This is a genomic window from Pseudonocardia sp. T1-2H (genome assembly GCF_038039215.1).
GTDB lineage: Bacteria > Actinomycetota > Actinomycetes > Mycobacteriales > Pseudonocardiaceae > Pseudonocardia.
Map to the genome: position 1 here is coordinate 3,701,550 of NZ_JBBPCL010000001.1, position 13,020 is coordinate 3,714,569.

The window sequence follows — 13,020 nt, forward strand, 5'->3', positions numbered from 1 at the left end:
CGGGGTTGCACGCGCTACCGGCGCAGGGTCGCGAGCCCGCGGATCCCCGGCGCGCTCGACTCCCGCAGCAGCGCGACCTCCCCGGGGTCCGGCATCGCGACCTCGACCTCCGGCGCGATCCGGTACGGCCGCGCCAGCAGCAACCCGCCCAGCGAGCGGCGCAGCCGCGACATCTCGGCCCGGACGGTCACCAGATGCTCGCGGTCCCCGTAGAGCGCGACGGACAGGGCGGCCGCGTCCATCCCGGCGGCACCGGCGTAGGCCAGCAGGACCAGCAGCTCGGCGTGCCGGGTCGACAGCGGATGCACCCAGCGCGTCGAGCCGCCGACGATCGCGCGCGGCGGGCGGGCCGCGAGGTCCAGGCCGAGCGACAACGTCCGGGTGTCCGCGAGCCGCAACAGCCAGCCCCCGGGCACGGGCTCGGGCACGCAGACGCCGACGCCGTGCACCGCCAGCGGCAGGTCCGCCCGCGGCACCGCGACCCGCTCGATGCTCGGCATGCCGGTGACGGCGGCGACCCAGCCGTGGTCGTCGACGACCAGCCCGGCGCCCCCACGCAGGCCGGAGAGCAGCGGCGCGGCGACCCCGCGGAGGGTCTCGAGCCTGCTCTCGTGCTGGCGCCAGAGGCTCGCCTCGGCGAGCTTCACGGCGGTGCCGACGAGCGCGACGGTCGTCGGGTGGATGGTCTCGGCCGGCCCGCTGACGTCGACGACGCCGAGCAGCTCCCCGGTCCGCGGGTCGTGCACGGGGCACGCCGTGCAGGTCCAGACGTGGTGGCTGCGCACGAAGTGCTCGGCCGCGAAGACCTGCACCGGGGCGTCCTCGGCCAGAGCGGTGCCGATCGCGTTGGTGCCGACGGAGGCCTCGGACCAGTCGACGCCCTCGGTGAAGCCCAGCGCGTCCGCGCGGTGGCGGACCCGGTTGGAGCCCTCGCGCCACAGCAGCACGCCGTCCGCGTCGGTGACGACCATGACGTGCCGGGCGTCCTCGGCCACCGACGTCAGCGACGACCGGGAGCTCGGGCAGCACCCGGTGCAGCGGGGACCTGACGCGGCGCCGCTCGATCTCGTCCGGCCCGAGCGGGCCGGCGGGCTCCCCGTGCTCGGGGTCGACCCCCTGGGCCCTTGCCCGGGTCCAGGACCGCGCGACGAGCCGGCGGAGGTGCGCGGGTGGCGTGTCCCCGGAGAGCACCGCGTCGTGCACCTGGGCCAGCATGCGGGCGTGCCGGCCGACGTCGGTCCCGGGCCGGACCGCGCAGACGCCTTCCTCCACCAGACCCTCCCGACCGTCCCGGTACGACGGCGACGCCGGGACGTGAGCCTCACCATAGTCGCCGGGACGGCGTTCGGCCCCCGCCGGACGGTCAGGCCGCGGCCGCGGAGGTCTCCTCCTCGGTCCCCACGACCTCGTCCGGCGTGGTCCTGGCGGGCCGCGGCGTCCCGAGCATGACCCCGCCGACGATCACGACCGCCGCGACGAGCTCGACGACGCTCGGCCGCTCCCCCAGCACGATCGCGGCCAGTGCGATCCCGACCACGGGGACCAGCAGCGAGTACGGCGCGACGACGCCGGCCGGGTACCGCTGCAGCAGCCACGTCCAGATCCCCGAGCCGACGACCGTCGCGAACACCGACAGGTAGACGACCGCGCCCAGCCCGGGCAACCCGTCGAGGGCGAAGGAGGCCCACAGCGAGTCGATGCCCGCGGTCGGGCCCTCGGTGAGGGCGGACATCGCGAACAGCGGGACCGGCGGGACCACGCACATCCAGAGCGTCAGGTGCAGGGGCTTCGGGGGAGCGGCGAGGCGGCTGCACAGGTTGCCGAAGGCCCAGCCCAGCGCCCCGCAGAGGGTCAGGAGCACCGGCAGCACCGCCGCGCTCTGGGCCCGCGCGACGGCGATCACCGCCAGGCCCAGGACGGCCAGCCCGATCCCGGCCGCCTGCCGCGCCGACATCCGCTCCCGCAGCAGGACGGCCCCGAGCAGCACGGTGAACGGTGCGGAGGCCTGCAGCACCAGCGAGGCGAGACCGGTCGGCATCCCGACGTCCATCGCGACGAACAGGAAGACGAACTGGACCGTCCCGAAGCCGAGGCCGTAGCCGAGCAGCCAGCGGACGGGCACCTGCGGGCGCGGCACGAACAGCAGCGCCGGGACCGCGATGACGAGCATCCGCAGCCCTGCGAGGAACAGCGGCGGGAAGTGCTCGAGGCCGACGTGGATGGCGAGGAAGTTGCCGCCCCAGAGGGCGGCCACGAGGACGGCGAGCAGGCGGTCACGGGTGGTCACCGCTCCACCGTCCGTTCTCCTGTCTTGAAAGACCAGCGATAGGAAATGAAGAGACTGTTTAGAGTGGCTTCATGGATGTCCAGCGCCTGCGGGTGCTCTGCGAGCTGGCCGACCGGGGCTCCGTGACGGCGGTCGCCACGGCCCTCTCGTTCACCCCCTCCGCAATCTCGCAGCAGCTCAAGGCCCTGGCGGACGAGGTCGGCATGCCGCTGACCGAGCCGGCGGGCCGGGGGCTGCGGCTCACCGCCGCCGGGCAGGCCCTCGTCGGGGAGGCGGAGCACGTGCTGGCGGCGCTGGCCCGCGCCGAGGCCGCGGTCGGCCGGCTGCGGACGACACCGCAGGGCGTCGTCCGGATGGCGCTGTTCCCGTCCGGCGCGCGGTTGCTGCTGGCGGGGCTGCTGCACCGGGTCAGCGCGATCGACGGGGTGGAGCTCCAGGTCAAGGACGTGGACATGCCGCCGACGGCCGTGCCGACGCTGGCCGCGGACCACGACATCGTGCTCACCCACCGGGACGAGCGCAGGGAGCCGCAGCGCAGCGCGCGGCACCGGATCGTGCCGCTGGTCCGCGAACCGCTCGACGTCGCCCTCCCGCCGCGGCACCCGCTCACCCGGCACCGCAGGCTGCGGCTCGAGCAGCTGGCCGACGAGCCGTGGATCAGCGTCGAGGTCGGCTGGCCCATCGACGACGTGCTGCGCTCGCTGACCACGCTCACCGGCACCCGGCCGCGGATCGTCCAGCGGATCAACGACTTCTCGGTGACCGAGGAGCTGGTGGCCGCGGGCGTCGGCGTCGCTCTGCTCCCCCGCTGGTCGACGGACGACCGCGGTGGCCGGCGGCTGCTCATGCGCGAGCTGGCCGGGGTGCGGGCGGCGCGCATGGTGGAGGTGGTGATGCGGGAGAGCGTGGCGGAACGGCCGGCGGTGCGGGCCGTCGTCGAGGCGCTGCAGGACACCGTGCGGGCGGTCACTCAGCCCGGGCGCCTGGCCTTGGGCAGCCGCGACACCACCGCGTCGTAGGACTCGTCGACCAGCTCCAGCAGCTCGTCGTCCGGCACCGTGCCGTCGAGGCTGACCACGTTCCAACCGTAGCGCCCGATGTACGGGGAGGCCGTGACGGCGCCGGGGAACCGTTCCCGCAGCTCGGAGGCCTCGTCCGACGTCCGGCCGCACTTCACGCCGATCCCCTCGCCGCCGAGGAACACGAAGATCTTGTCCCCGACCTTCGCGACGAGATCCCCCTCCCAGGGCCGGTCCTCGACCGCACCGGGCTTGGCGAGGGCGTAGGCGGCGATCTCCTCCGGCGTCATGACGCGGGAGTGTGCTCTGTCCGCCGCGAGTAGTGCCACCAGCCGACGGCCAGCAGCGCCACGGCGACGACGACGTAGCTCGCGCCGGCGAGCTGCTGCAGCGGGTTCCAGCTCAGCTCGGCCCCGTTGTTGCTCGGGAGCCAGCGGAACGGCGCGACGTAGAACGCCACGACGAGCACACCCCCCACCACGGCCCAGCCGCGGGAGCGGTCCCGCAGAACGTGGGCGCCGACCGCGACCAGGGCCGGCGCGACCCAGACCCAGTGGTGCGACCAGGACGTCGGCGAGACGACCAGGGCGAACGCCGCGACCGCGGACAGCGCGATCGCCGGGTCCGCCCGGCGCACGATCGGGACGGCCAGGAAAAGCAGGATCAGCGCCACGACGAACCAGACGGCCGTCAGCGCGGTGCCCGTCATCCCGAGGCGCGCGAGCACGGCCTGCACGGTCTCGTTGGTGTAGAAGACCGAGCCGCTGACGCCGGACGCGGGGCCGCCGAACCAGTACCGTGCCGACGCCGACGCGTCGACGAGGAACCCGAGCCCGGTGGCGACGACGCCGGTGACCACCGCGACCGCCGCGGACCGGAAGTCCCGGCGGAGCAGGAAGTAGAGGACGAACGCGGCGGGCGTCAGCTTGATCGCGGCGGCCACGCCGACGAGCACGCCCCGCGGCCAGCGGGTTCTGGGCGCCAGGCAGTCCACCGCGACCAGCGCCATCAGGATCAGGTTGACCTGGCCGAACTCGAACGTCTCCAGCACCGGCTCGATGACCAGCATCAGCGGCAGCGCCACCGACGCGACGGACAGCGCTCCCCCGCGGCCACCGGCGGGCCAGGCCCGCACGGCGACGACGTACAGGGTGACCGCGAGCGAGGCCAGGGACAGGACGAACAGCAGGATCCAGGCCGCGCTCCACGGCAGCAGGGCCAGCGGCGTGAGCACCATCGCCGCGAACACCGGGTAGATGAACGGCAGGGCCAGGCCGCTGATCGTGGGCGGGAGCGAGCCGTACATGTCGCCGCCGTCGAGCCACGCCTGCACGCCGAGCCGGTAGACCTCGAGGTCGATGTGGTAGCCGTGCGTGTGCAGCAGCAGCCCGGCGAGGACCAGCGCGAGCACCGGGATGCTGATTCGCAGCGTCGTCCTGGGGGACGCGATGCGGAGCCGGAACCGCCCGACGGCGTCGGCTGCGCCCGGCGGGGTGCTGGAGACGGTCAAGCGCGGTCCTTCGCCGGGTTCCTGCGACGGAACGTGATCGGGTGGTGGTCGTGCGGTACACACCGTAGCCCGGGTGGTGGGAATGGCCGACAGCGGGCGAACGGGTGGCCTATCACCTCGAGCGTCGACGGGGGCAGGCCGGGAGCCCCGACCCGAGGGCGGCCCTGCGTCAGCTGATCCCCGCCGCGTCCATCCCCCGCAGCTCCTTCTTCAGGTCCTGGATCTCGTCCCGCAGGCGTGCGGCGAGCTCGAACTGCAGGTCCCGGGCCGCGGAGAGCATCTGGTCGCTCATCGACTGGATCAGGTCCGCGAGCTGGGCGCGGGGCATGTTCTTGGTGTCCTGCCCGCTCGCGACGCCCGAGCTGGCCCCGGCGCGACCCGGCTCCCCCGCGGCCCGCTTGCCCCGGGACTGGTTGCGCCCCGAGCCGCCGATCTGGACCTCCGTCTCCTCGGCCTCCCGGTAGACCTGGTCCAGGATGTCCGCGATCTTCTTCCGCAGCGGCTGCGGGTCCAGCCCCTTCTCCTCGTTGTAGGCGATCTGCTTGGCGCGGCGGCGGTCCGTCTCGTCGATCGCGTACCGCATCGAGTCCGTGATCTTGTCCGCGTACATGTGGACCTGACCGGAGACGTTGCGCGCCGCGCGCCCGATCGTCTGGATCAGCGAGGTGCCGGAGCGCAGGAAGCCCTCCTTGTCCGCGTCCAGGATCGCGACGAGGGAGACCTCGGGCAGGTCCAGGCCCTCCCGCAGCAGGTTGATGCCGACCAGCACGTCGTACTCGCCGAGCCGGAGCTGGCGCAGCAGCTCGACGCGGCGCAGCGTGTCGACCTCCGAGTGCAGGTACCGGACCCGGATGCCCAGCTCGAGCAGGTAGTCCGTGAGGTCCTCGGCCATCTTCTTGGTGAGCGTGGTGACCAGCACCCGCTCGTCCCGCTCCGCGCGGTCCCGGATCTCGCCCACCAGGTCGTCGATCTGGCCCTTGGTGGGCTTCACGACGACCTCCGGGTCCACCAGGCCGGTGGGCCGGATGACCTGCTCGACGAACTCGCCGCCGGTGCGGGAGAGCGCGTAGGGCCCCGGGGTGGCGGAGAGGTAGACGGTCTGGCCGATCCGGTCCGAGAACTCCTCCCAGGTCAGCGGCCGGTTGTCCACCGCCGACGGGAGCCGGAACCCGAACTCGACGAGGTTCCGCTTCCGGGACATGTCCCCCTCGTACATGCCGCCGATCTGCGGGACCGTCACGTGCGACTCGTCGATGACGAGCAGGAAGTCGTCCGGGAAGTAGTCGATCAGGGTGGCGGGCGCCGTGCCGGCGGCGCGGCCGTCGATGTGCCGGGAGTAGTTCTCGATGCCCGAGCAGAACCCGACCTGGCGGATCATCTCCAGGTCGTACTGGGTGCGCATGCGCAGCCGCTGGGCCTCGAGCAGCTTGCCCTGGTTCTCCAGCTCGGCGAGCCGTTCCTCCAGCTCCTTCTCGATGTCCCGGACCGCGCGCTCCATCCGCTCCGGGCCGGCGACGTAGTGCGTGGCCGGGAAGATCCGCACCTGGTCCACCTGCTTGACGACGTCCCCGGTGAGCGGGTGCAGGTAGTAGAGGGCCTCGATCTCGTCACCGAAGAACTCGATCCGGATCGCCAGCTCCTCGTACGCCGGGATGATCTCCACGGTGTCCCCGCGCACCCGGAACGTGCCGCGGGCGAACGCGAGGTCGTTGCGCGTGTACTGCACGTCCACCAGGGCGCGGAGCAGCGCGTCCCGCTCGACCTCGCCCCCGACCGTCAGCTCGACGGACCGGTCCAGGTACGACTGCGGGGTGCCCAGGCCGTAGATGCAGGACACCGAGGCGACGACCACGACGTCCCGCCGGGACAACAGGTTCTGCGTGGCGGAGTGCCGCAGGCGCTCGACGTCGTCGTTCACCGAGGAGTCCTTCTCGATGTACGTGTCCGTCTGCGCGATGTACGCCTCGGGCTGGTAGTAGTCGTAGTACGAGACGAAGTACTCGACGGAGTTGTTCGGGAGCATGTCCCGCAGCTCGTTGGCCAGCTGCGCGGCGAGCGTCTTGTTGGGCGCCATCACCAGCGTGGGCCGCTGCAGCCGCTCGATCAGCCAGGCCGTGGTGGCCGACTTGCCGGTACCGGTGGCGCCGAGCAGCACGACGTCCTGCTCGCCCCGTTGGATCCGGGCCTCGAGCTCCTCGATCGCCGCGGGCTGGTCCCCCGCGGGCTCGAACTCGCTGACCACCTCGAAACGGCCGCCGGTGCGGGGGATCTCCCCGACCGGGCGGTGCTCGGAGTGCGCGAGCGGGGTGTCCTGCTGTGCCTGCTCACCCCGGTGGGCCGCCGATCCGGGAACCTCTGTCGCAAATGCCACGCGTTCCAGAGTACGAGCACCTCCCGACAGTTTCCGGCCCGCGAGTCCCCCGCACGACCGGGAAGTCCGGCAGGATCGGCGAGATGCACCCGCCGAAGATCCAGACCTTCGACGTGCCGGCCGGCGTCAACATCGACAACAAGGGGTTCCGCCGCGAGGTCGCCGAGTACCGGGAGGCCCCGTTCGGCCTCTACATGAGCCGGGCGATCGTCGGCCGTGCGAGCGCGTACTGGATCGAGTCCTGGCTGCTGCCGGACCTCGGGATCTGCGTGAGCGACTGGTCCTGGAACCCCGGCCACCACCGGGACCAGGACTTCTACCTGGACATCGCGCTGATCGAGCCCGAGCCCGGCGGGGTGTGGCGGCTCACCGACCTCTACCTGGACATCGTGGTCGGCAACGGCCGGTGGAGCCGCGTGCTGGACGTCGACGAGTTCGTCGAGGCGGTGGGCGCCGGCCTGATCGACGCCGCGGCGGCCGAGTACGCGATGCACCGCACGCTCGGGGCCGTGGCCGCCCTCGCGGCCCACGGCCACGACCTGGACGCCTGGCTGGACACCGAGGGCATCGCGCTCACGTGGAGCGGTGCCCCCGGATCGGGGATCCGACCGGCCGGCTGACGGTCAGGCGAGCGAGGCGTCCGCGGAGCTCGACGTCGACGGCTGGCTGCTCGACGACGGCGGCAGCGCGGTCGCCGACGAGGTCGGCGTCGGGTCCACCGTCCCCTCGTCGTCCGGCTCGGTGGTCGCAGTGGTGGTGGAGGGTGGCTTCGAGCTCGTGACGGACGGTTTCGTCGTCGGGGGTGTTCTGGTCGTGACGACCGGCGCCGGGGCCACGGGCTCGACGGCCGGCGGCGGGGTCGTCGTGGTCCGGCGCGGGGTGCGGCGCGTCGTGGTCGTCGGGTCGGCCTCCTCCACCACGGGGGACGGCGCGGCGACCGGCGCCGGGGACGTCGTGGTCGTGACGGGCGCAGTGGTGACCGGAACCTCGCCGGCGGGCGCGGTGGCGACCACGTTCGCGGCGGGCGCGGTGGCGACCCCGACCGCGGTGACCCCGCCCAGCCCGCCGACGCTGATCACGGCGGCGGCCGCGGCGGTGCTCGCGCGGGTCAGCGTGCCCGCGCGCCGCAGCACGACGTCGAGAGGTGGGAGCGTCACCCCGGCCGCGAGCTCGTCGTCGAGCCGGCGCAGCTCGGCCGAGACCCGTCCGTACGGGTTGGTCACCGGGAAGTCCCCTCGTCGTCGGTCCAGTCGTAGCCGCGGTCGTACGGGCTCGAGTACTCCGCGTGGACGGGCGGAACGTCCGGGTCCACCCCGAGCACCTGCGGCAGCACGTCCGCCATGCCCTCGGCGACGACCCCGCGGGCCCGGGACAACCGGGCCGCCACGGTGCCGGCCGACACGCGTTCCAGGGCGGCGACCTCCGCCGGCGCCATCCCCGCCATGTGCGTGAGCACGATGCACCGGCGTTCGGGGGCGCCGAGCCGGGCCAGGGCGCCGAGCACGGCCCGCGTCCGCGGGTCCACGTTCTCGGAGTCCGGTACGTGGGGCGAGCGGAGGCCGACCCGGGAGAGCATCTGCCGCCAGCTGCGCATCGAGGAGCGGACGGCGACCCGGCGTACCCAGCCGGCCGGGTCCGGGCCCTCGCGGACCTCCGACCAGCGGCGCCAGACGCGCGAGTAGGCCTCCTGGACCAGCTCGTGGGCCTCGCCGGAGTCCAGCGTGATCGCGAAGAGCTGGGCGACGAGGCGCGGGTAGTGGGCCTCGAAGTGAGCCCCGAAGTCCGCCCGGAGGTCCGTCCCCGGAGACGTCCATCCCTCGTGGTCCGGCTCGACACCGGCGGGTCCGGCAGCGTCGGCCAGCCGCACGGCGCCGCCGTCCGCCTTCCCGCCGACGATGTCGTCCTCGGCCAGTGCGCTCACCGTTCGTCCCCCTCGGCACGACCTCGGGCTCGGCCGTCACGGATGCCCTGTCTACCTTTCGAAGAACGAGAGGACCCCGTTACAGGTTCGCCCTTGCTCCGATCGGCCTAGTGATTCGGCTCATCGATCGTGTCGGCGGGGGACCATCCGGTCTCTTCCGCCCACCGCTCCGCGCTCGGCAGCACCGTCTCGGACCGCGCTTCCGTGCGTCCGGCGCAGCGGGACGCGCCCTGCTCCCCGGCGGGCTCCGCCGCCCCGGCACGCCCGGCGGCCAGGAGCTCCGCCCGGGCTGTGGCGTCCGCGCGCAGCCAGTCCCGGACCAGCAGGGCCTGGCGCCAGCCCGACGAGCCGTGGACCCGCACGTGCAGGAGCGCGGGGCGGCCGGGGTCCGCGGAGGCGTGCCGGCACGTGCCACGCGCATCGTCCTGCGTGCTCGGCACGCAGGCGGGGAAGCCCGCCTCCGCCAGCGCGTCCGCGACCGTCACCGCGTCCTCGACCGACGCGACCGCGAGCTGCAGGTCGATCACGTCCTCGGCCGGGAGGCCGGGGACCGCGGTCGGGCCGACGTGCGCGACGCCGAGGCTCTTCTCCCCCGCCGCCGCGGCGATGCGCGACCGGAGCCGGCTCGCCTGCGCCGGCCAGGACCCGTCCGGGTCGACGAGGCCCCGGGCGCCGCCCCGGGCCGGCCGGCGCAGCCGGAGGTTCTCCTCGAACGGGAGCAGGCGCTCGTGCCACAGCGCGTCGACGGCGGCGGTGAGCGCGTCCGGGGAGCCGTTGTTGTCCAGCCAGACGTCCGCTGCGGCGCGCCGCTGCTCGTCCGTCGCCTGCGCGGCGATCCGGGCGCGGGCGTCCTCCTCGGACATCCCGCGGCCGCCGACCAGCCGGGACACCCTCACCTCGGCGTCCGCGTGCACGACCACGACCAGCGGCGAGGCGGCGGCGATACCGCTCTCGACCAGCAGCGGGCTGTCCTGCACGACCACGGCGTCCGGCCCGGCCCCGGCGACCAGCTCCGCGGCCCGCTTCCCCACGAACGGGTGCACGATCCCGTTGAGCGTCCTACGGGCCTCCGGGTCCCCGAACACGAGCGACGCGACCTTCGGCCGGTCCATCTCGCCGTCGGGCCCGAGGACCTCCTCGCCGAACGCCTCGACGACGGCGGCGAGCCCCTCGGTCCCGGCGGCGACGACCTCGCGGGCGATCTGGTCCGCGTCGACGAGGACCGCGCCGAGCTCGACCAGCCGTCGCGAGACGGTGGACTTGCCCGATCCGATCCCGCCCGTCAACCCCACCCGCAGCACGTCGATCACGCTACACAGGGCGGTCTCCGCGCGATCTCAGCGGTTCTGCGCCGCCACGGCGCTGGGATCGGGCGCGCGTGTGCCGTCCGACGCCGGGGTGACCCCGGCCGGCGGCGTGGTCGTCGGCGGCCCGGCAGGCTGGGTGGCGCCGACCTTCGGGAGCACCCGCAGCGCGAGGTCGACGAGCCGGTCCCCCGGGGACCTGCCGGCCACCGGTTGCGACGCGGGCAGGATGAACGTCAGCGTGTCGACCCCGTAGACGACCGCCAGCACCGTCTCCGAGGAGCGCTCGACCAGGACGGCCGAGGCGCTCCCCAGCATGATGTCCCGCGACGGCGAGCCGTCCCGCTCGGCGGCCGTGTTGAGCTGCCACTGCTTCGACGCCGCGGCGGCGTCGGTGTAGCGGCCGACGTTGAGGTCGAGGAGCTTGCCGCCCTTGGCCTCCCCGGCCGTCCCGGTGTAACCGCAGGCCACGCGCTCGGTCCGGTTCACCGACGGTTGCGCCACGCCGCGCACCGTCCGCAGGCTCACGGACCCGAGTGGCCGGGCGTCCAGGGCGGCGAAGTCCTCCGCGGTGAGCAGCTTCGCGCAGTCGTCCGGAAGTCGCTTCTCCGCGCCGCCGCCCGCCGCGCTCTCGGTGGCACCGGTGGAGTCGCCGAAGGTGGGCACCGGTAGGGAGTCGGGATCGGCCGTGCCGCAGCCGGCCAGCACCAGCACGAGGACACCCAGGACTACCCCACGCATGCCGACGCTCGACCGCCGGCTGGCCCCCCACCGCACGCACCAACCGTAAGCGCCACTTCATGATCAGGTCAGGCGACGCACCGTCCGGTCACGGAATGCAGCACAACTGTGATCCTGCGTTCCCCTGATCGATACCCGGCGTGATCATCGGGCGGATACGGCACGCCACGGGCGAGGGGTGGCCCGGACATGCCACGGCCCCGGTGACCGAGTGGTCACCGGGGCCGTGGCGGAACGTCAGGAGCGTGAGATCAGGCCTTCACCCGATCCACCGCGCCCGCCGGGGCTCACGCCCCGCCGGACAGCTTCTCCCGCAGCGCGGCGAGCTGCTCGTCGCTGGCCAGCGAGCCACCGCTCTCCGCGGGGGCGCCACCGCCCTCCGAGGAGTAGTTCGCGGCACCGGCGCCCTCGACGGTCGCCTCGGCCTCGGCCTCGGCGGCCTTCCGGATCTGGGTCATGTGCTGCTCGTAGCGCTCGTGCGCCTCGGCGTACTGCTTCTCCCAGGTGGCGCGGGCCTCGTCGTAGCCCTCGAGCCAGTCGCCGGTCTCGACGTCGAAGCCCTCGGGGTAGATGTAGTTGCCCTGGTCGTCGTACTCGGCGGCCATGCCGTAGCGGGTCGGGTCGAACTCGGTCTCGACCGTCATGCCCTCGTTCGCCTGCTTCAGCGAGAGCGAGATGCGGCGGCGGTCCAGGTCGATGTCGATGACCTTGACCATGGCGTCGTCGCCGACCTGCACGACCTGCTCGGGGATCTCCACGTGGCGCTCGGCCAGCTCGGAGATGTGCACCAGGCCCTCGATGCCCTCCTCGACGCGCACGAACGCACCGAAGGGAACGAGCTTGGTGACCTTGCCCGGGACGATCTGGCCGATCGCGTGGGTCCGGGCGTAGAGGCGCCACGGGTCCTCCTGCGTCGCCTTCAGCGACAGGGAGACGCGCTCGCGGTCCAGGTCGACGTCCAGGACCTCGACCGTGACCTCCTGGCCGACCTCGACGACCTCGGAGGGGTGGTCGATGTGCTTCCAGGACAGCTCGGAGACGTGCACCAGGCCGTCGACGCCACCGAGGTCGACGAACGCACCGAAGTTGACCACCGAGGAGACGACGCCCTTGCGCACCTGGCCGCGGGCCAGCTGGTTGAGGAACTCGCTGCGGACCTCGGACTGGGTCTGCTCCAGCCACGCGCGGCGGGACAGGACCACGTTGTTGCGGTTCTTGTCCAGCTCGATGATCTTGGCCTCGATCTTGCGGCCGACGTACGGCTGCAGATCGCGGACGCGGCGCATCTCGACCAGCGAGGCCGGGAGGAAGCCGCGGAGCCCGATGTCCAGGATCAGGCCGCCCTTGACGACCTCGATGACGGTGCCCTCGACCGGCTCGTCGGCCTCCTTGAGCGCCTCGATCGTGCCCCAGGCGCGCTCGTACTGCGCACGCTTCTTGGACAGGATCAGCCGGCCCTCCTTGTCCTCCTTCTGGAGGACCAGGGCCTCGACGAACTCGCCGACCGAGACGACCTCGGCCGGGTCGACGTCGTGCTTGATCGAGAAGCTCGCGGGAGGGGATGACGCCCTCGGTCTTGTAACCGATGTCGAGCAGGACCTCGTCACGGTCGACCTTGACGATGGTGCCCTCGACGATGTCGCCATCGTTGAAGTACTTGATCGTCTGATCGATGGCGGCGAGGAAGTCCTCCTCCGACCCGATGTCGTTGATGGCGACCTGCGGGGTCGTGTGGGTCGGGGCGGCGGTGGTGTCGGTGGACATGTAGTGGGGTGCTCCGGTGGATGTCTTCGTGGTGGCCGCTTCTGCGACCTCTCTGATGGTGTCTAGCCGTGACTGGTGGTGCGTGTGACAGTCACCCTCGATC

General features: G+C 73.0%; 11 protein-coding genes and 1 pseudogene. 2 read left to right on the top strand and 10 right to left on the bottom strand.

The features are described 5' to 3' along the window. Positions 1–14: 14 nt before the first annotated feature. Both WBK50_RS18265 and WBK50_RS18270 read right to left on the bottom strand, forming a co-directional pair. A complete protein-coding gene (locus WBK50_RS18265) occupies positions 15–995 on the bottom strand; it encodes a GAF domain-containing protein (protein WP_341336771.1) in 981 nt (326 codons plus the stop codon). A 368-nt stretch (positions 996–1,363) separates the two neighbouring features. After that, positions 1,364–2,287, bottom strand: coding sequence for an EamA family transporter (locus WBK50_RS18270; RefSeq protein ID WP_341336772.1), 924 nt, complete (start codon positions 2,285–2,287; stop codon positions 1,364–1,366). A 71-nt stretch (positions 2,288–2,358) separates the two neighbouring features. Between WBK50_RS18270 and WBK50_RS18275 the strand changes: the two genes are divergently transcribed. Next, positions 2,359–3,306 (top strand): LysR family transcriptional regulator, encoded by a 948-nt coding sequence (locus tag WBK50_RS18275; RefSeq protein ID WP_341336773.1) that lies wholly within the window; start codon positions 2,359–2,361, stop codon positions 3,304–3,306. On the opposite strand, the gene WBK50_RS18280 is transcribed toward WBK50_RS18275, so the two are convergent. From WBK50_RS18280 to uvrB, 3 genes are all read right to left on the bottom strand, one after another. Beyond that, a complete protein-coding gene (locus WBK50_RS18280; protein ID WP_341336774.1) occupies positions 3,258–3,596 on the bottom strand; it encodes an MmcQ/YjbR family DNA-binding protein in 339 nt (112 codons plus the stop codon). The two genes, WBK50_RS18275 and WBK50_RS18280, sit on opposite strands and share 49 nt — an antisense overlap. Further along, positions 3,593–4,816 carry a glycosyltransferase 87 family protein gene (locus WBK50_RS18285; protein WP_341336775.1) on the bottom strand — a complete coding sequence of 408 codons (1,224 nt, stop codon included), beginning with the start codon at positions 4,814–4,816 and terminating at the stop codon, positions 3,593–3,595. Before WBK50_RS18285 ends, WBK50_RS18280 begins: the two co-directional genes overlap by 4 nt. Before the next feature lie 169 nt (positions 4,817–4,985). Beyond that, positions 4,986–7,187, bottom strand: a complete 2,202-nt coding sequence (gene uvrB / locus WBK50_RS18290) for an excinuclease ABC subunit UvrB (RefSeq protein WP_445942273.1) — start codon at positions 7,185–7,187, stop codon at positions 4,986–4,988. A gap of 83 nt (positions 7,188–7,270) precedes the next feature. On the opposite strand from uvrB, the gene WBK50_RS18295 reads away from it, so the two are divergent. After that, positions 7,271–7,807 (top strand): DUF402 domain-containing protein, encoded by a 537-nt coding sequence (locus WBK50_RS18295; RefSeq protein WP_341336776.1) that lies wholly within the window; start codon positions 7,271–7,273, stop codon positions 7,805–7,807. 3 nt (positions 7,808–7,810) lie between these two features. On the opposite strand, the gene WBK50_RS18300 is transcribed toward WBK50_RS18295, so the two are convergent. From WBK50_RS18300 to rpsA, 5 genes and pseudogenes are all read right to left on the bottom strand, one after another. After that, positions 7,811–8,410: a hypothetical protein gene (locus WBK50_RS18300; RefSeq protein ID WP_341336777.1), complete on the bottom strand. Its 600-nt coding sequence runs from the start codon at positions 8,408–8,410 to the stop codon at positions 7,811–7,813. Next, positions 8,407–9,108 (bottom strand): RNA polymerase sigma factor, encoded by a 702-nt coding sequence (locus tag WBK50_RS18305; RefSeq protein ID WP_341336778.1) that lies wholly within the window; start codon positions 9,106–9,108, stop codon positions 8,407–8,409. The genes WBK50_RS18300 and WBK50_RS18305 overlap by 4 nt, the downstream gene beginning before the upstream one ends. A gap of 107 nt (positions 9,109–9,215) precedes the next feature. Next, entirely contained in the window at positions 9,216–10,409 is a 1,194-nt protein-coding gene (gene coaE, locus WBK50_RS18310; protein WP_445942371.1) for a dephospho-CoA kinase, read from the bottom strand. Positions 10,410–10,445: 36 nt separating this feature from the next. Next, positions 10,446–11,153: a hypothetical protein gene (locus WBK50_RS18315; RefSeq protein WP_341336780.1), complete on the bottom strand. Its 708-nt coding sequence runs from the start codon at positions 11,151–11,153 to the stop codon at positions 10,446–10,448. 287 nt (positions 11,154–11,440) lie between these two features. Next, positions 11,441–12,866: pseudogene (gene rpsA, locus WBK50_RS18320) on the bottom strand (30S ribosomal protein S1). Positions 12,867–13,020 lie beyond the last annotated feature (154 nt).